Source organism: Vibrio sp. OPT20 (assembly GCF_963889365.1).
In the GTDB taxonomy this organism is placed as follows: domain Bacteria; phylum Pseudomonadota; class Gammaproteobacteria; order Enterobacterales; family Vibrionaceae; genus Vibrio; species Vibrio splendidus.
In genome coordinates, this window is the sequence record NZ_CAWPOA010000058.1 from 76,194 (window position 1) to 96,109 (window position 19,916).

The 19,916-nt window shown below is 46.8% G+C and carries 13 protein-coding genes; 10 read left to right on the forward strand and 3 right to left on the reverse strand.

Translation table 11 applies throughout. From position 1 onward, the window contains the following. Positions 1–8: 8 nt before the first annotated feature. Positions 9–1,283: an amino acid deaminase gene (locus AACR09_RS12520; protein ID WP_193835078.1), complete on the reverse strand. Its 1,275-nt coding sequence runs from the start codon at positions 1,281–1,283 to the stop codon at positions 9–11. A gap of 176 nt (positions 1,284–1,459) precedes the next feature. On the opposite strand from AACR09_RS12520, the gene AACR09_RS12525 reads away from it, so the two are divergent. The 6 genes from AACR09_RS12525 to AACR09_RS12550 all read left to right on the forward strand — a co-directional run bounded on the left by AACR09_RS12525 (position 1,460) and on the right by AACR09_RS12550 (position 9,465). Further along, a complete protein-coding gene (locus AACR09_RS12525) occupies positions 1,460–2,893 on the forward strand; it encodes an N-acyl-D-amino-acid deacylase family protein (protein WP_193835079.1) in 1,434 nt (477 codons plus the stop codon). Positions 2,894–3,014: 121 nt separating this feature from the next. Continuing rightward, on the forward strand, positions 3,015–3,407 hold the full coding sequence (locus AACR09_RS12530) for a RidA family protein (RefSeq protein WP_004732497.1): 393 nt from the start codon (positions 3,015–3,017) through the stop codon (positions 3,405–3,407). 205 nt (positions 3,408–3,612) lie between these two features. Then, positions 3,613–5,127 carry a sodium:solute symporter family protein gene (locus tag AACR09_RS12535; protein ID WP_102447303.1) on the forward strand — a complete coding sequence of 505 codons (1,515 nt, stop codon included), beginning with the start codon at positions 3,613–3,615 and terminating at the stop codon, positions 5,125–5,127. Positions 5,128–5,257: 130 nt separating this feature from the next. Beyond that, positions 5,258–6,226, forward strand: coding sequence for a sugar kinase (locus AACR09_RS12540; RefSeq protein WP_193835080.1), 969 nt, complete (start codon positions 5,258–5,260; stop codon positions 6,224–6,226). 19 nt (positions 6,227–6,245) lie between these two features. Then, positions 6,246–6,881 carry a bifunctional 4-hydroxy-2-oxoglutarate aldolase/2-dehydro-3-deoxy-phosphogluconate aldolase gene (locus AACR09_RS12545; protein ID WP_193835081.1) on the forward strand — a complete coding sequence of 212 codons (636 nt, stop codon included), beginning with the start codon at positions 6,246–6,248 and terminating at the stop codon, positions 6,879–6,881. A 133-nt stretch (positions 6,882–7,014) separates the two neighbouring features. Further along, entirely contained in the window at positions 7,015–9,465 is a 2,451-nt protein-coding gene (locus AACR09_RS12550) for a family 20 glycosylhydrolase (protein WP_193835082.1), read from the forward strand. 119 nt (positions 9,466–9,584) lie between these two features. On the opposite strand, the gene AACR09_RS12555 is transcribed toward AACR09_RS12550, so the two are convergent. Beyond that, positions 9,585–11,666: a sensor histidine kinase gene (locus AACR09_RS12555; protein WP_193835083.1), complete on the reverse strand. Its 2,082-nt coding sequence runs from the start codon at positions 11,664–11,666 to the stop codon at positions 9,585–9,587. Positions 11,667–11,895: 229 nt separating this feature from the next. Between AACR09_RS12555 and AACR09_RS12560 the strand changes: the two genes are divergently transcribed. The 4 genes from AACR09_RS12560 (at position 11,896) to lhgO (ending at position 18,169) form a co-directional block, all read left to right on the forward strand. Further along, positions 11,896–13,236 carry a sigma-54-dependent transcriptional regulator gene (locus AACR09_RS12560; RefSeq protein ID WP_193835084.1) on the forward strand — a complete coding sequence of 447 codons (1,341 nt, stop codon included), beginning with the start codon at positions 11,896–11,898 and terminating at the stop codon, positions 13,234–13,236. Positions 13,237–13,556: 320 nt separating this feature from the next. Next, positions 13,557–14,570: a TAXI family TRAP transporter solute-binding subunit gene (locus AACR09_RS12565; protein WP_048610053.1), complete on the forward strand. Its 1,014-nt coding sequence runs from the start codon at positions 13,557–13,559 to the stop codon at positions 14,568–14,570. A gap of 180 nt (positions 14,571–14,750) precedes the next feature. Beyond that, the gene (locus tag AACR09_RS12570) at positions 14,751–16,928 is read left to right on the forward strand and encodes a TRAP transporter permease (protein WP_193835085.1); all 2,178 of its coding nucleotides are present in this window, start codon (positions 14,751–14,753) and stop codon (positions 16,926–16,928) included. Positions 16,929–16,954: 26 nt separating this feature from the next. Continuing rightward, positions 16,955–18,169 carry an L-2-hydroxyglutarate oxidase gene (lhgO, locus tag AACR09_RS12575; RefSeq protein ID WP_193835086.1) on the forward strand — a complete coding sequence of 405 codons (1,215 nt, stop codon included), beginning with the start codon at positions 16,955–16,957 and terminating at the stop codon, positions 18,167–18,169. Positions 18,170–18,337: 168 nt separating this feature from the next. Here lhgO and AACR09_RS12580 read toward each other — a convergent pair whose 3' ends face one another. After that, complete coding sequence (locus AACR09_RS12580) at positions 18,338–19,894, reverse strand: M28 family metallopeptidase (RefSeq protein WP_193835087.1); 1,557 nt, start codon at positions 19,892–19,894, stop codon at positions 18,338–18,340. Positions 19,895–19,916 lie beyond the last annotated feature (22 nt).

Here is a 19,916-nt window from a genome sequence, read left to right on the forward strand (position 1 = left end):
AAATCGAACTAGAAGCAGGTTTCTACCCATTTGGTCACCTGATGTTCGTCATCGCTGATGGCAATGTAGCGCCATTTGTCGAAGGTTAAACACGGGTGTGAGGTCGAGAACGCAATCATGTCGCCCACTTCAATCTCAGAAGAGCCGTCCGTTTCAACAAAGGTATGTTGATCCATCACGGCAGTAGAGGTTAAGCCTTTCACTGAGATCGCTTCACCATTGCGATAGCCGCGCTCGGCAATCGGTAAACCCGCATCAAAGGCCACATCACGCTTGCCTAGCCCAACTACTAACTTGGTCGGTTCAGGACGAGAGATAACATAAGCCCACACCTCAAGTGCCGATTCTAAATCGCCACCCAATTCACACGCGTAACCTTGGTTTACTTGGGCGCGTTGCAACACCTTGCTTTGAGCGTTTAGGTAGATACCTGTGTCGTGAATCGCATAACAGCCCGGGCGGATGATCGCCAAGTAATCGGTTAGGTTCGCCAAACATTCTGCAACCACGTCATACCAAGCAGAACCAGCGCCCGTGATGATAGGTTGCCCTGCAATTAGGCCATCTGACGCGAGGCTTTCGACCGAGGTGAACGCTTGATTTAAGAAGGTACGAATGTCTTGTTCTGCATTGTCACCGTGAATCACACCTTCATACACCTCAATACCCGCCAGCGAAAGGGCAGGTGTGTCTTGTATGGTTTGAGCCAGTTCTAGAACTTCTTGTGGTGAACGACAACCACAGCGACCGCCCGGTACACCAAATTCGATCAGTACTTTTAGTGTCTGTTTTGTATTAGAGAAATATTGGTTAAGTTGCTGCACGTTTACCGAAGAATCCACACAACAGTAAAAGTCGATATCAAACTCACTGATCAGCTGTTCAACGATCGCCATGTTGGTTCTACCCACCAATTGGTTGGCCATGATGATTCGTTTTGCACCCGCCATAGCGGCAACTTCTGCCTGTGCAGGCGTTGCTACTGTAATACCCCAAGCGCCATTTTCTAGCTGTTGGCGGAAAAAAGCAGGAGTCATGGAGGTTTTGCCATGTGGCGATAATTTAACCTGATGATGATCAGCGAATGATTGCATCCAATTCAGGTTATTGGTCAATGCCGATTGTTTGATAACTGCAACCGGAAGTGAAACATCTTCATCAACCAGTCGATAAATACCGTTCTCAGATTGTGATATTGCTCTCCCTTTTTGGCCTTTTTCAGTCAAGATAAAACTATCGTTTTGATACTTTATAACATCTTTATGTGCAGGGTTATGTTTCATTACTGATTCCTAACATGATTTAAGTTGTTGTTATTTAATGTTTAAATATATCCACAATCCGCATTGTGGTAGAAACTATCACGCAAATTAAAATATTATGTGTGTTTTGTCACTGAAAATAATCGGCTGAATTTCTAATATAGCTCCATCAACACAGTGGATTGAGAGAGTGAAAAATGTTGTTCGATACGATAATTAAAAATGTAGAGGTGTTTGATGGCACCGGCGAACAATCGTTTTGTGCCGATGTAGCAATCCGAGATGGAAAAATAGCCGAAATTGGTCAAATCGATCACGAAGATTGTGGCCAGTTGGTTGAGGGAGCTGGCTTAGCATTGGCTCCTGGATTTATCGATGTACATACACATGACGATACCAACGTAATTCGTTACCCAGACTGCCTGCCTAAGATCAGCCAAGGTGTTACAACCGTGATTGTTGGTAACTGTGGTATCAGCGCATCACCAACCGTTTTGGCTGGTGACCCTCCTGACCCAATGAATCTTTTAGGTGCGCAGGCTGATTTTAAATACCCAACTTTCGCAGCGTATGCACAAGCGGTAGAGCAAGCTAAACCCGCAGTAAACGTCGCAGCGTTAGTCGGCCATACGACATTACGTAACCAAGTGATGGACGACCTACAGCGCACTGCAAGCGAAGACGAAATCGCAGCGATGCAAACCAACCTTGATTTGGCGATGGCGCAAGGCGCATTAGGTTTGAGCTCGGGTTTGGCTTACGCAAGCGCGAAACAAGCGAATGCCAACGAAGTGATGCAGTTAGCGAAAGTGCTTTCTAGTCACGGCGGCATCTATACCACGCATATGCGTACCGAATTTGAAGAGATCTTAAGCGCGATGGAAGAGGCGTTTGAGACAGGACAATACGCGAAAGTGCCTGTTGTTATCTCTCACCTTAAATGTGCAGGTGCGGGCAATTGGGGCAGAACCGTTGAAGTGCTTGATTTGATAGACAAGGTTTCTGAGCACCAAGATGTGTCTTGCGACTGCTACCCATACTCTGCGAGTTCTTCGACACTAGATTTGAAACAAGTGACTGATGATTTCGATATCTTCATCACTTGGTCTGAAGCAAAACCAGAACACGCAGGCAAAACGCTGAAGCAGATTGCTGATGAAATGAATCTACCCCTGATGGACGTGGCAAAAGCGCTTCAACCAGCGGGCGCGGTTTATCACTGCATGGATGAGAACGACGTAAAGCGTGTATTGAAATACAAACTGACCATGGTCGGCTCAGACGGTTTACCCAATGACCCGCATCCACACCCAAGATTGTGGGGCACCTTCCCGAAAGTGCTAGGCCACTACTGCCGAGACGAAAAATTGTTCTCGTTGCCAGAAGCGATTCACAAGATGACCGGAATGTCGGCTCAGCGTTACAACTTAGCGGGCCGAGGCGAAGTTCGCTGTGGTGCCTTTGCTGATTTAGTTTTATTTGATCCAAAGAATATTAAAGACACAGCAACATTTGAAAATCCTATTTCAGTTGCTGAAGGAATAGAAAGTGTATTTGTAAATGGTGAGTTAACTTACCAGCAAGGAAAAGTAAGAAATAATCGTTCAGGCGTTTTTATTTACCGAAACTAGAATTTAAATTATTTATTAAATTCAGGTTATTATAAAAACGGCGAATTAATTTAAATATATTGGAATAGAAACTGTTTTATCTATAAACCCAATAGTATCTATAAATAAGTGGAGTTAAAAAATGACTATTAAACGTTACGGTGTTGAAGGCGGTACAGGTACAGGCGGACAACATTTACCATTTGCACGTGCAACTGAAGCAGGTGGTTTCCTATACGTTTCTGGCCAGACACCGATGACAGATGGTGAAGTGGTTGAGGGTGGCATTGTTGACCAGTCTCGCCTAGCGATCCAAAACTGTGTCGATATCATGACTGAAGCGGGCTACGGCCTAGAAGACGTAATGCACGTAAAGGTTGTGCTAACGGATTCTCGTTACTTCCAATCTTTTAATAAGGTATTCAAAGAGTTTTTCGGTGCTAACCCACCGGCCCGTATCTGCATGGTTTGCGACTTAGTTGTAGACGTGAAGGTTGAAGTAGATGTGACTTGCTACCGCGCCGATCGCGGATAGTAATAACCTAATCACAATTACCTACTTAGAGAGTATTAGGGGTTAGTCATCCCTGTTATTATCCTTTAATACTCTCACCCTACATTTATAAAAATTACTTTAATCAAAAAAGATAAAATCAATAAAGTAATTATATGAAATATAAAATGAATGAATCATAAATAAAGTTCAGGAATGAACTCAATATTTCACTGAGAGGTGTCAAATGAACAGCACACTTTTTCTTACAGGCTTCGGCGTGTACGTATTATTTTTAATTTGGTTAGGCTGGTTTGTCTCGCGTAATCAAAAATCTGGCGAAGATTTCTTATTAGGTGGCCGTGGCCTACCTATGTTCTTAGTACTTGGTACAACAGTAGCGACGATGGTCGGTACGGGTTCAAGTATGGGTGCGGTTGGCTTCGGCTACGCAAATGGCTGGGCAGGTGCTCTGTACGGCATTGGTGGTGCGATAGGCATCCTATTACTTGCACTTTGGTTTGCTCCGGTTCGTAAATTGAACTTCATGACCATGAGTGAAGAGCTGGCTTATTATGTTGGCGCTAACCGCATCGTGAAAAACGTTGTAGGTGTACTGATCTTTGTTGCTTCAATTGGTTGGTTAGGCGCCCACATTCTAGGTGGCGGCATGTACTTAGCGTGGATTGCGGACATCGATCTCAACCTAGCGAAAATCATTATTGCTGCAGCATTCACTATTTATGTGGTGATCGGTGGTTACACGGCGGTGGTGTGGACCGATACCATTCAAGCGATCATCCTTTTTGCTGGCTTCATCTTGATGGCGGTAATGTCAGTCGATTACATCGGCGGCATGGATAACCTTTACGCTGCGATGGACCCTGCTGCTACAAGCTTTTTAGCAATCGATAAACTGGGCCTTCTGCCTGCTGTGTCTCTGGCTGTGGTTATTGGTGTGGGTGTACTGGCGACGCCTTCATTCCGTCAGCGTATCTACTCGGGTAAAGACGTATCAACCGTTCGTCGCTCGTTTGTTGCATCGGGTGTGTTGTACCTTTTCTTCTCAATCATCCCTGCAATCATTGGTATGGCAGCACATGCGATTGACCCATCATTGGATAACGCGAACTACTCGTTCCCTTACGTTGCTGCAACGGTTCTTCCGGTTGGCGTTGGCATGATTGTTCTTATCGCGGGTCTTTCTGCAACCATGTCGAGCGCAAGTTCAGATGCGATAGCTGGTGTTTCTATCCTACTTCGTGATGTTTACGTGATGTTCACTGGTCGCGTACCAAACAAAGAGTCAATGGTGAACTATTCTCGCTTGGCATTGATTGTGGTGATTGGTTTTGCCCTGTTGTTCGCACTAACGTCAAACGACATCATTGGCTACATCACGAAAATGATTTCAACCGTAATGTCGGGCATGTTTGTGTGCGGTATGTTGGGTCGATTCTGGAAACGTTACAACTGGCAGGGTGCGCTTGCTACTCTAGCGGGTGCATCTGTGGCTTCATTTGTTGTAATGCTAAACGCAGACTACACGGCTTTCTGGGGTAACCCTGTGATTCCTTCTTGTCTAGTAGCTCTAACGGCTGGTGTGCTGGTAAGCCTATGTACTCCAGCTAACCAAGTGACACCAGAAATGGCGAAAGCAATTCTTGATGACGAGCGCGCTCTGATGGAGATGGAATTGTCAGACTCAGGTGTGCTTGAAGAAGACGCGTCTTCTCAACGTCCTGCTAATCAAACAAGCTAATCTAAAACGCTCCACAGCTAGTTAGTACAACAAATTCAGTACAACAAGTTGTGGAGTGGCTTAGCTAGCTCAGGCTCTGCTTCTCGGTAGGGCCTTCTTCCCCATTTATCTCTCTATTTTAGGATCTGCTATGCCTGCATCTTCTAACTTCAATATTGCTTTCTTTGGCGAGTGCATGGTCGAAATCAGCGGCTCTCCATTAACCAAAAAATTCGGCGGTGACACGCTCAATACCGCGCTTTACCTTTCTCGCTTAACCCAACATCAAAACCTCTCTGTGCACTACGCGACAGGTCTTGGTTGCGATGAACTGTCTCAAAATATGATTGATAGCTGGCAGTTAGAAGGTATCCAAACCAATTTCGTTGAACGCATCCCAAACAAGCTGCCCGGCTTGTACATGGTCGAAACCGACGAGACAGGCGAGCGACACTTTCACTACTGGCGCAACAATGCGGCAGTAAAATCTTACTTTCAAATCGATAACTTAAACAAGCAAGCCGACAACCTGAATAAGCTTGAAATCGCTCTGACAGAGAAGCAAGTCGATGCGATTTACATCAGCGGTATCAGCATCGCGATCTTGGATGATGCCTCTCGTGAGCGTTTATTCAAAGCGATTGGTGTGTTCTCAAATCAAGGCGGTAAGGTGATTTTCGATAATAACTATCGCCCGCAGCTTTGGAGTACAGAGCAAGCTCAACACTGGTACAGCAAGTTACTGCCACTGGTTGACATCGCATTGATTACCGAAGACGACGACCTGCTTGTGTGGGGCAACTCAGAAAGCGTTCAACAACGTTGCCTTCGTTTGGGTTGCCAAGAGATCGTCATCAAACGTGGCTGCGAGCCATGCAAGGTTGTTCAAGTTGAACAGGGCAACATTATTGAGAATTATGTCTCAGCGACTCGTGTTTCTAACGTGGTCGACACCTGTGCTGCGGGCGATTCATTCGCTGCGGGCTATTTAGCTGCGCGTCTTACTGGTGAGAGCGCCACTGACGCAGCCGAACTTGGCCACCAACTGGCCTCCATCGTTATTCAATACTCTGGCGCAATCATCCCCGTGAGCGCTATGAGCCAACTGATTAAAAAATAAAATAAAAAGCGGAATTATTATGTCTCAAGAAATGATCAACACACTTAAGCAATTCAAAGTTATCCCTGTTATCCAAATCAACAAGGTTGAACACGCGATTCCACTGGCAAAAGTGTTAGTAGAAAACGGCCTGCCAGTTGCTGAAGTGACATTCCGCACTGAAGCGGCAGCAGACGCGATTCGTGCGATGCGCGATGCGTACCCAGAGATGTGTATCGGTGCTGGCACAGTATTAACGCCAGCGCAGATTGACCTAGCGAAAGAGTCGGACAGCGAATTCATCGTGGCTCCGGGCCTGAACCCAAACACCGTAAAACGTTGCCAAGAAATCGGCATGCCAATCGTTCCGGGCGTAAACAACCCAAGCCAAGTAGAGCAAGCGCTAGAGCTTGGTCTTAACTTCTTGAAGTTCTTCCCTGCAGAAGCGTCTGGTGGCATCAACATGGTGAAGTCTCTGCTAGCGCCATACGTTGATGTGTCTTTAATGCCAACGGGCGGTATCGGTAAACACAACGTGAATGACTACCTAGCAGTGGATCGCGTTGTATGTTGCGGTGGTACTTGGATGGTGTCGCCAAAGATGATCGAGAACGAGCAATGGGATGAGATTGCAGTATTGGTTCGTGAAGCGGTCGATCTTGTTAACGAGCAATAAGTTTTTGACCTAGCGATAACAACCTTTCGAATGAGAGATAACGAGCAACAGCAATAGCAGTGGCTGATGGTTCTGTTTTGTGAATCGCCTCCGATAAACAAAACAGAACCATATTTATATAGGAAAACTAATAATGAAAAAAACTATATTATCCCTATTGATTTCAGGTTCAGTAGTGTCCCCAATGGCGTTAGCAATGGCTCCAAATACCGATCTAAATTTAATGCCGTACCCACAAACGGTCGAGCTGCAAGCTGGGCAAGTTAAGGTCGACGGTAACTTCAAGGTTTACATCAAAGGCTTTAATTCTGATCGCGTTGAATACACGGCGAAACGCTTTATTGATCGCCTTGAGCGCCAAACTGGCGTGCCGATTCTAAATTGGCAGGTGGATAGTGCAGACCAAGCGAACCTGATCATTGATATCGACGCGGCGCCAAAGTCTGAAGTACAGAACATCGACTCTATAGAGTCCTACAAAATTACCACTCAGGGTGAACAAATCACGCTGAGCTCTCCAAGCCCATACGGCACGATTCACGGCATCGAAACCCTTTTGCAGCTCGTTGAAACGACAGCGACTGGCTACCACATTCCTGCTGTCACGATTGTCGATGAGCCTCGTTTCCGCTGGCGTGGTGTCTCTTACGATACTTCACGTCACTTCATTGAATTCGATGTGCTGATTCGTCAGTTAGACGCGATGGCATCGGCGAAGATGAACGTATTCCATTGGCACTTCTGGGACGACCAAGGTATTCGTATTCAAACTGAATCATGGCCGCGTTTGTGGTCTGAAACCGCTGATGGTAATTACTACACCAAAGACCAAGTTCGTTACTTAGTGGAATATGCCCGTAACCTCGGTATTCGTGTGATTCCTGAGGTGTCTCTTCCGGGTCACTCTTCTGCGGTTGCTCACGCTTACCCACGTTTGATGTCTGGCGGTGAAGGGCAAAACTACGAGCAAGAAAGAGGCTGGGGCGTGTTTGAACCTCTCATGGATCCACTGAACCCAGAAGTCTATGAGATGCTAGGTGACGTGTTTGACGAAGTGACCGAGCTGTTCCCTGATGAGTACTTTCATATCGGCGGCGATGAGCCAAATTACGCGCAGTGGAAAAACAGCGAAAAGCACCAACAGTTCATTGAAGAGAACAATATCGATGGCGAGCGTGGTCTGCAGTCTTACCTCAATGTAAAAGTTGAGAAGATGCTCGAAGAGCGCGGTAAGAAGATGACCGGTTGGGATGAGATTTGGCATAAAGATCTGCCGACTTCAATCGTGATTCAAAGCTGGCAAGGGCACGACAGTATTGGTCGTGCGGCGAAAGAGGGCTACCCAGGTATTCTTTCTACGGGTTATTACCTAGATCAACCTCAGCCGACTAGCTACCATTATCGCAATGACCCAATGCCAAGTGGCATCACGGTTGACGATAAGCTGCACAGTGGCGAAAAGTTCGTGACGTATCAATGGCAGAAGCCTCGTTCAAAAGGCGGCCCACGTAAGGGAACACTGACCATCATTGAAGCGAAAGACGGCTCTTTCCGCGCATTCAGTGATTACAACGGCAAGTCTCGCGAAGAGATCTTCATCCTTGATTATGTGCCGGGTAAAACCTTTGTTGGTCACTTCGATAACTTCATGTCGTACACCGAGTTCAACCTAAACTTGAATCAAAAGGGTTTTGCCGAAGGCAGTTACCAATTGGTCGGTAATGTGCGTTGGCCAACTACAGGTGAAGTGATTGCGAGCAGTGATGTTGAAGGCAGCGTGATTCCTGAACCAAATGGTGGTTACCCTGCAGAATTAACGGATAAAGAAAAAGAGCTTATCTTGGGCGGCGAGATCACCATGTGGCTAGAGAATAAAGACAGCCTCACGGTTGAAAACTACCTATGGCCACGCAGCTATGCGATTGCAGAGCGCTTCTGGTCTGATGCAGAATTGACGGACGAACGCAGCATGTACAAACGTATGAAAGCGATGGATACTTGGTCTGAAGTGTCGGTTGGGCTGCGTCATCATGCGGATGCTGACATGTTGTTGAAGCGTATTGCAAAAGGCCAAGATATCCACGACCTACGCGTGCTTGCAAAATACACCGAGCCAGCACAGTACTACGCTCGCAACTGGGAAAAGTGGAACTCCACTGAACCTAAGGGCACTTTATACAGCCAATACGAGCGTCTAAACCGCTTCGTTGATGCGTTGCCAGTGGAAAGCTACGCTGTGTATGAGATGCAAGATTTGGTCAACGAAGTCGCGACGGGTAATCAACAAGCGCTTGAGCAACTTGCAGAGCATTATCAACAAGCAAAAGCGGCTGCACTTGCGGCTGAGACCGTTTTTTCAGGTAATGTGTCTTCGGTAGAGACTGTGATTGTCGCAGAGAAAACCGCGGAAGTAGCAGACTTGGCGTTAACCTTGATTGCTAAAGCACAAGCGGGTGAAAAAGTTAGAGCATCAGATGCAAATGCCTACCAAGCGATACTGTCAGATTCAGCGAAAATCTATGATGAATCGATCATCGCGATTGTTCGTCCGACAGAGCTACTGTTGAAGCAGTTAGCTGAGTAAGCCGTTACGGATTAGCGAATAAGTCACACGCCAATAAGTGAATCAAAACCGCCCTCTGTGGGCGGTTTTTTAGTTTTAGTTTTTCAATCGGATGGGAATTCTAAACTCTATGTAAGCGGCTATTTACAATCACTATCACTATCACTATCAATATTCTGTAGCGTTAACGTGAATGTCATGCCTTGATCTGGGTTGTTCTTGGCTATCAAGGTACCTTGCATATCCCGCACATTGTTTGCTGTGATAGCCAGCCCGAGTCCTAAGCCTTCGCCCATCTTTTTGTTGGTATGGAAGGGTTCGAAAATGGTTTCGAGTTGGTCTTCTGACACGCCACAGCCATTATCTTGCACCTTGATGATCACACGTTGTTGATCGGTGTGTGCGCTGATAATGATGGTCGCGGGTGTTTGATTCTGCGTAGCGTCTACAGCGTTTCTGATTAGGTTGCCAAGCACTTGGCGAAGTCGTGCTTCTTCTCCCATCACCATCGAAATATTAGAGGCGACACGCACGCGAATATCGACGTTGTCTAATTCGGCTTGGTGAATTCGCAGGGTTTCTTGCAATGCTTCGGTGAGTGAAACTGGATAGGGTTTCTCAAGTCTTTTAAAGGCGAACGACTTCAATTGACTGGTCATGTTGGCCATTCTATCGATGAGGCTCATGACTAAGTCCATGTTCGCTTTCAACATCTTGGTCTCGCCTCTTTCCATCAGCAATTGATTACTTGAAAGCAGGGTTTTTAGACCAGTAAGCGGTTGATTAAGCTCATGAGTGATCGCACTCGACATACGTCCTAATGCGGCAAGTTTGCTTGATTCCACCAGTTCTTGCTGCGCGTCTTTGAGATCTTGTGTTCGCTCTTCTACTCGCAGTTGAAGCGTCTTATTGGCGTTTTGAACCGCAATTTCTGCTTTCTTACGCTTGCTGATGTCGATCACGGTACATAAGTAATAAGGCGTTGCATGCCAAGGGAACGAGCTAATAGAGAACAAAACAGGGAAGTAACTGCCATCACTGCGCCTTGCCATGGTTTCGACGCTGGTGATCTCAGCCAGTTCCAGGTGTTGTTCTAAGTTCTTAAGAAGCTGCAAGGTAGTCGAATTAGGGTTACCTGCCTCAAATAATTGCCACGCCTTGATATTGCTGATCATTGAATCAGATAGAGAAAAGTAGTTCTTCGCCATCAGGTTGATGTCGTGGATGCGACCGTGTTCATCGATCAGTATTAACCCAACATGGGTTTTATTGATCATTCCAGACAGTCGTTTTTCCGACTCTTCGATGAGCTTTTGGATTCGCAGATTACTGAGTTTTTTCTGACGCCTTTGATAAAGAATAACCAGCAACAGCAGAATGAAAAGACAGCCAACCGCTACGCTCCAGCTGATCCAGTTCGTGGTCTGGTTGAGGCTGGTTAATGGCGTTAGGTAGGTTAAACGCCAATTGAGGTCATCTAACTTGATGGATTGGATAAGGTAGTCTTTATCTTGCAGTCGCCACACGCGAATATGGGTTTGGTCATACAGCTCACGTTTTGTGGCTGTGGGCTGAGAATTGAAGGTGTCATTGAACCAGTCGGCACTCAGCCTGTTGTCACTGGAGAGAAAGAACTGATCGCGAGGGTTCTGGAACAGGATCGCTTCACCATCGGCGAACCATTGATCGGTTAACAATGACAAATCGATTTGCACCGCGACAATACCCACCACATCGGAGGCTCGATAAACCGGCGCGGCAATAAAGTAATCGGGTGTCACGCCTTTGTTTTTTGTCACCACTGAAATTGCACCACCTTGCTGGTGGATCTTAGACACAATCGTGCTGGCGTTCTTTTTACTCAGTTTGCTTCTTTCAACACTCGATACCAGCAACTCACCTTTTCCTGAAAGCAGATACCAACCCTTGGTGTTGGCGGCTTTATCCAGTTGAATCAGCTGCTTCTTAATGCGCTTTTCGAGGCGGGCTTCACCATCAATGAAACGCACACTGGTTTCATCGTTCGTCACTAGGTAGGGCAGATAATAGAAGCGTTTCAGGGTGCGTCTGGCTTCGGCAATGTATCCGAGGAAGCGCTGTTCTGCATAGCGCTGGGCTTGTTCGAGCTTCCATTGGCTTATGCCACTTTTGGTGGTTACCTGAACCAAACCAATTAATAAACAGGCACATAGGAATAACCAATATCGATTGTTATTCATCATTGCTGATCAAATCCCTTTAAAATTAGTGGCTTGCCTCTTTGAGCTAGTGGTTTGACAAGGTTTTCTGTTTGCTTTTTAAGCGAATGGAGAGTGAGACAAGTTGAAGCTAACAAACATTATAAAACTGTTAAAGGAGTGTTATTCAAAGTGGGAGCTAGCTCCTTTTCGTCTGCGGATTTTTTACATACCGTGGGCGACATTATTCAGAGGTAAGTGGCGGAACCAAACCATGCAGCGTATAGCTTTGATTGAAGATGATGCAATTGTGCGTCAAGCAACCAGCCAATGGTTACAATTAGCTGGCTTCGATGTCACCGCATTTGAGGTTGGGCAAGATGCGTTAAACGCGGTAGAGCAGGGTGATTTCCAAACCATCATCACCGACGTTCGTTTACCTGATATAGACGGCGTTGAGTTGCTTGCGCGATGTAAGCAGTTAGTACCTGAGGTGCCTGTCATCTTGATTACGGGGCATGGCGATGTCGATATGGCCGTGAAAGCGTTACAGCAAGGCGCGTATGATTTCATTGAAAAGCCATTCGACCCTGAGCGTCTGTCTCAAACGGTTTCGGAAGCGGTCGACAAACATCAAAGTGGCCAAGACAGAAATAGTCGTCAGAACTATCTGGATAACCTGAAGGGCATTGAACAGGTGCTGATTGGTCGCAGTAAAGTGATGTGTGAATTGCGAGAGCAAATACAAAAAGTCGCTTCGATTGATACCAATGTGATCATTTATGGCGAAACTGGCTGCGGTAAAGAGCTAGTCGCTTCTTGTTTGCATGAGTTTAGCCTGCGTAAAACCCATCCGTTTGTACCGCTGAACTGTGGCGCGATTCCAGAAAATCTCTTTGAAAGCGAGCTGTTTGGACACGAAGCCGGAGCGTTTACTGGTGCGGCCAAACGACGCATTGGTAAGCTGGAATTTGCCGACAAAGGCACAGTGTTCCTTGATGAAATAGAGAGTATGCCGCTGTCGATGCAGGTAAAAGTGCTGCGCACCTTGCAAGATAATGTCGTCGAACGCGTGGGGGGGAATCAGCAACAACATGTTGATCTACGAGTGGTCTCTGCCTCGAAAAGCGATCTACTGAATCACCCCGATTTTCGCCAAGACCTTTTCTATCGTTTGAACGTTGCCCAACTGCATTTACCTCCCCTTAGTGAACGAGAAGACGATGCTTTGATCCTTTTCGAACACTTCACTCAAGAAGCGAACAGTGAAACCCGAGTTGCCAGTGAGGCCGATCGTTATGCCTTGTTGTCGTATGCATGGCCGGGCAATGTGCGTGAACTGCGCAATGTTGCGATTCGTTTTGCGTTGGATGAAAGCCTGACAGTGGGCGATATCTTGGCGTGTCGCCCCAATTCTGTCACAGAGTCCACAACCGCAGGCATCCCGTTGGCGGTTCAAGTGCAGAGCTTTGAACGGAAAGTGATTCATGATGCGCTAGTGCGTTATCAAGGGCGCATCAATGATGTGATGCAAGATTTGGATTTACCCCGTCGAACATTGAACCAAAAGATGGTGCGTTATGCGTTGAACCGAAGCGATTATGTCGATTCGTAAGTGATGATGAGATTAGAGAGGCTGCCTGAATCAATGAGCAAAAAATGGCTCATCAGATATTTATCATTTTATAAACATTGATCACGCAAATGTAACACAGTGTGACTTGGCTACCTTTAATCCGATGTTATTCGCTGCTTGGGATGAGCAAAAAATAGCTCATTGATTCGTAGTCAAATAAGCAAAAAATGGCTTACTTTAGGTGAGTTTTTAAATGAAAATCAATAAAAACAGATGGTTAAAAATTGGCATTGTGCTTGCTATCTAGCAATTGTTGTTAACAAAAATATAACGTGAATAACTCTACATGGAGAGTAATAATGAAATACAACAAGCTAGTTAAAACTTTAGCAATCGCAATGGCCTCTATCGGCCTTATCAGTAATGCCTCAGCTCAAGAAGATCGCAGCTACATTTTAGCGACGGCCTCAACGGGTGGTACTTACTATCCAGTGGGTGTGGCTTTAGCGACATTGAGTAAAGTTAAGCTTGCGCCAAAGCAGCACTTTTCTTTGGCGGCTATCAGCTCAGCAGGATCGGGCGAGAACGTGAAACTTCTCAATGAGAACGAAGCGCAGTTTGCCATTTTGCAAGGTTTGTATGGCGCGTGGGCGTGGCAAGGGCTTGGTCCATATGAGAAGTCAGGCAGTCAAAAACAACTGCGTTCAGTCTCTATGCTATGGCAAAACGTTGAACACTTTATTGTGCGTTCTGATCTGACAGAAACGGGCACCATGAGTGATTTAGAAAATCTAAATGGCAAGAAATTCTCTATCGGTAAGAAGAACTCAGGTACAGAGAATTCAGGACGCCAAATCATGCAAGGCCTGTCGGTTAACCCAGAACAATTTAAACTCGCCTTTATGGGTTACGGCGGCAGTGCCAGCGCACTACAAAATGGCACCATCGATGGTATGAATACGCCTGCTGGCGTGCCTGTTGGCGCGGTAACTCAAGCGTTTGCAGCCTTGGGTGAAGACATTCAAATCCTGTCATTTACCGATGCGCAAATCAAACAAGCGAACGGCGATTACAATATCTGGACTAAATATGAGATCCCTGCAAACACTTATCCAGGTGTTGATAAGCCGATCACCACTATCGCACAACCCAACTTCCTAGCGGTTCGTGAAGACATTTCTGAAGAAGATGTATACCAGCTGACCAAAGCTATCTATGAAAACCTACCTTTCCTACAAGGTATCCATAAAGCAACCAAAGCAATGGCACTCGAGAAAGGGATTGCAGGTCTGCCTGTTCCACTTCACCCGGGCGCTGCACGTTACTACCAAGAAGTGGGCATCGATGTCCCTTCTGAGTTGATCGTTAACTAGCTTATCTGTTGTCAGGTAACTATTGGTTTATGAGCTATTGGTCTGTGAACTAACAGTTGTCATCAACGACCCCCTTCGTGACTTAATTGCTTGGTGCACGTTCGCTCAAGAATGTGTTCGTGCACCTCCTCACTTTATGGATTTTCTCTTCGTGTTTGCTGCGGAGAGCAGGAGTTTTCTATGAGCGATTCGCTGCAGCAGGAACTGAAAAAATTTGAACTGCCGACCCGAACGGATTTTCCGTGGGTAGGCAAAGCGATAACGACAATGGGAGTGATACTCTCGCTGTTACACATTTGGTTTAACACCTTATCTACCTTGCCAGAGCTTTGGATCTCGGCGACCCACTTTGCTGGCTTTGCGATCATTTGTGCGCTTTGGTATCCCGCCCATATCTCGCTGAAAAAGAGCAAGATAGCACTGGCGGTGGACATCGGAATTGCCTTGGCGGCTCTGGCTTGTCTTATCTACATTCCCTTTGCAGAAGATGCCCTTTATGAGCGAGGCGTCAAGTTCATCGCTAGTGATTGGTTCTTCTCTATCTTGGCGATTGCCATCGTTATTGAGCTGATTCGCCGCACTATGGGCTGGTTTATTCCGGTGCTTATCTTAGTGTGTTTGAGCTATGTGGTGCTGTGGGGACAATGGACTAGTGGCATCTTCCACTTCCCGGGTCTGAGCCTCGAAACACTGCTTTATCGAAGCTTTTACTCATCAGAAGGGATGTTCGGTTCTATCTCAAGAATCAGCTGGACCTTCGTGTTTATGTTCATCCTATTTGGCGCATTCTTAGTGCGTTCGGGTGTCGGTGATTACATCATTGATGTGTCTCGCGCAGCGGCTGGCAAAGTGATTGGTGGCCCCGGCTTCATCGCGGTAATTGGCTCAGGCTTAATGGGGTCAGTGTCCGGTTCGAGCGTAGCAAACACCGTATCGACGGGCGTGATCAGTATTCCTTTGATGCAAAAGGCAGGCTTCCCTTCACGTTTCGCGGCCGGTGTTGAAGCGGCGGCATCGACGGGCGGGCAGTTGATGCCACCAGTGATGGGTGCAGGTGCGTTTATCATGGCGTCTTACACGCAGATCCCTTATGTCGACATCATTGCAGTATCCTTCTTACCTGCGCTTATCTACTTTTTGTCGGTGGCCTTTTTTGTGCGTATTGAAGCAAAACGCAGTGGCGTGCAAAAAGTTACTTCTGGCTGTGAACCTCTATTGAAGGTCTTGCTGTCGGGCTGGCATAACTTGATCCCATTAGCGGTGTTGGTGACTTTGTTGGTGAAGGGCTTCACACCGACTTACGCAGCGGGTATCTCGATTCTGTCTGTCGTCGTGGCTTCATGGTTCTCTAAAAATCACAAAATGGGTCCAAAGGCGATCATCGAAGCGCTTTCTCAAGGCGCGAAAAACATGGCGACCACGGCGGTGTTGTTGGTGGGCATTGGCCTCGTTATCAACGTGATCAGCACGACGGGTATTGGTAACACCTTCTCATTGATGATCAACAGCTGGGCGAACGGTGATTTGTTGGTGATGATAGCCTTAATCGCACTGGCATCTTTGATTCTGGGTATGGGCTTACCGGTAACCGCGGCTTATATCGTGTTGGGCACTCTGTCGGCTCCAGCCTTGTACAAACTGATTGCTGAAAGCCAGTTGCTCGACTTGTTGGTTTCGGGTCAGTTACCTGAACAGGCAAAAGCTATCTTCATGTTGGCAGCGCCAGAAAAATTAGATTTACTGAATGCGCCAATGGCACTCGAAACAGCCAAAGAGATGATTGCGTTAGTCCCTGCTGATTTTGTCGAAACTCTGCTTGAGCAAAGCTTGGGCTTAGAAGCGATCAGTATTGCACTGCTTTCTGCACACTTGATCATTTTCTGGCTGTCGCAAGACAGTAACGTAACCCCGCCAGTTTGCTTAACCGCATTTGCCGCCGCGACCATTGCTAAAACGCCACCAATGAGAACCGGTTTAATGGCATGGAAGATAGCAAAAGGCTTGTACTTAGTGCCATTGTTGATTGCCTACACTAACTTGGTAAGTTGGGATGTGACCTCCGTTTTGGTCACGGGTGGTTTTGCTATTATTGGTACTTACGCGTTTGTTGCTGCGATTGAAGGCTATCTAGAAAATAAAATTAATCTGCTGACTCGTGCAGTGTTAATCGTGCTGGGTGTGGCATTGGTTTGGCCTGACATTTCCGTCGTGATTCGCCTAGTGTGCGTTGCACTTTTCGTTGGTCTCTTTATTCACACGGCTCGTCAATACGATGCTAATCAAGTGAAAAAGGAATCGGAAGATGAGCAAGAATCGTTACCTCAAACCGAACCTGACACTGTCGCGTCTTCCCTATAATTAAAAGGATTGAATGTAGGAATATTATGAACTCAACATACGACTATATTATCGTTGGTGGTGGCATTGTTGGCGTGTCGACGGCATGGCAATTACAGCAAGCTCATCCTGATAAAAGTATCCTTTTAGTCGAAAAGGAGCGTGGCTTCGCGCAGCACCAAACTGGCCATAACAGTGGTGTGATTCACGCGGGTGTTTACTACGCTCCGGGCAGTCTAAAGGCGGATTTTTGTAAGCGTGGCGTCGAGCGCACCATCGCCTTTTGCAGCCAACACGATATACCTGTCGAAAACTGTGGCAAGCTGTTGGTCGCGACCAATGAGCAGGAAGTGGAGCGTATGAACGCGCTCTATCAACGTTGTCATGATAACAACATTGATGTCGACCTCTTAGATCAAGCGCAGCTGAAACTTGCAGAGCCGAACATCACCGGTTTGGGCGCGATTTATGTCAAAACCACTAGCATCGTCGATTACAAAAAAGTCACCGAAGTGATGGCTCAAGAGTTTGTTGAAGCGGGTGGCAAGCTCAGCCTTGGTACTGAAGTGATTATGGCGGACGAGCAAGAAGATGAGGTGCAGTTAACGTGCAAAGTAGATGGTCAGACTCTGCAACTGAACAGTCGATTCTTGATCACTTGTTCTGGTTTGATGGCCGACAGAATGACCAGCATGCTTGGCATTGAAACCGACTTCCAAATCGTCCCATATCGCGGTGAATATTATCAGTTGGACGCCAAACACAACCAAGTGGTGAATCACCTTATCTATCCGATCCCTGACCCAGAACTGCCTTTCTTGGGCGTGCATTTAACACGCATGATTGATGGCTCCGTAACAGTAGGGCCAAATGCAGTTCAAGGCTGGAAGCGAGAAGGTTATGGCAAGCTTAACTTTAGTTTCAAGGACACTTGGCAGATGCTGAGCTTTGTGGGCTTTTGGAAGGTGACTGCGAATAATCTGAAAACCGGTTTGGTCGAGTTTAAGAACTCGTGGTGGAAACCGGGCTATCTAAAGCTAGTGAATAAATATTGCCCGAGCATTACGGTGTCAGATTTCAAACCTTACCCAGCAGGCATTCGCGCCCAAGCGGTCCTCAAGGATGGCACCTTGGTTCATGATTTTCTGTTTGCTGAAAGCCCAAGAAGCTTGCACGTGTGCAATGCACCATCGCCTGCAGCGACTTCGGCAATGCCGATTGGTGAGTACATTTGTGGCAAGGTGATGAAAAAAACGTCTTAACTGTTAATTGAACTAATGGCTTGTTTGTTCGAACAGGGCTTTTCATAGCAAGTGAAGAACGTAGACAATAAAAAATCCGCAAGCTCCAATCTATTTATGATCGTGGGCTTGCGGATTTTTAGTTTTAGCCGTGTTTACTCGGTTTAACTGTTAGTCAATTAACTAATATTACAGCCAATCAGGGACGAAGTTAGCGACGATGGTGACATCGTTAAAGTTGCGATACCCGCGAACCATGATGTTGAACTCCCCCGCAGGCATGTCTAATACACACTGTTCGTTGCTGCTGTTCTGGTATGGACGGCAATCGTAGCTTGCTTTCGATACGGTACCATTATGTTTCACGTAAAGGTCGGCATCGCCACTACGAGGGCCTGTTAATGTGACCGTTAACTGACCTGCACTTTCCGTCGTAAATGTGAAGAATTGCTCTTCACCATATCCTGCAGTAAGTCCTTCAACAGGCACGTCATTTTGCAGCTCTTTAGGGCCTGCAACGGGTGAATCAAGGCTGGTTTCGACAAGGTAAGCAATGGCTAGTTTGGCGAACTTGGTCGCGTGTGTCGCCGTAGGGTCGGAGTTCTCAAGCGTGTCGTGCTGGGTATGAATACTTGGGTTGTAATCATTGAACATGCTCTCGAATGGCATGGCAGCTGGGTAGCCAACATTGTGCCAAGAGGCGTGGTCAGAACAGGCATAGCCACAATCATCGAAACCGTAACTGATCTCACTAGCGTAAGTGTCGATCAGCTCGCTTAAGTAGGTGGTTAAGTTACTGTCGGTATAGTCTGTGATGAAGGTAATATCGTGCGCCGAACCGTTGTAGTTGGTCATGTCTAATTGCAGTACCGATACAACGTTGGCTTGCTCATCTCTTAAAGCGTTAGCGACATCTTGAGAACCACGTAGGCCCACTTCTTCTGCCGCATAACCATAAAACTTGATGGTCTTATCTGGTTGAATACCGCTGGCGATCATCAGGCGAAGCGACTCTGTTACCGTTGCAATGCCAGACGCATCATCATCGGCTCCCGGTGAGATGGTACCTTCGCTTGTCCAAGATCCTACCGTTGAATCAAGGTGTCCACCCACAACGACGATCTCTTCAGGATATTTAGCGCCAAGCAGTGTCACTTCAACGGATTTTTGAGGATACTCGGCATGCGTGATCTGGCGTGCAGACGCATACGGCACATCCTTAATTTCTGTTTCCCAACGTTCTAAAAGCCAATCTGAAGCAGCGACACCAGTAGAAGTAGTATAAAAACGGTTGGTGAAGTTGGTTAGATTTTCAATGGTCGTGACCATGTTGTTTGGCTCGACCTGAGCGAGTAGGTCATTCACCGTATCTTGATGGCTGATCACCGGCTTTTCGAAGCTGCTCATTGTCAGTGGCATTGCTGCGGCTTTGAGTGCGCTTGCTTTGTCTTCGTGCACCATGTAGCCACCACAACGGTGGGTTTCTTCGTGCATGTGGCTAGAGAGTTTAGCCAGCTGTTTCTGGTTGATTTTCGCGACGATGGAATGCTTGTTTCCAGTCACGCTTGGATAAACCGTTGCGCCATGCTGAGTCATTATATGCTGTGCGTCAGCATCGGTGGTGATCCAAACTTCTTCGTTCGCTGGTGGTGTGATACCTAGGGATGCGTAAGCCGAAGTGCTGGTGGTTAAGGCTAAAGAGCCTCCGAGTACAGCCAAAGCTAGCATGCTTTTTTGAATAGCCATTTGTCGTCCTTTTTATGGTGAA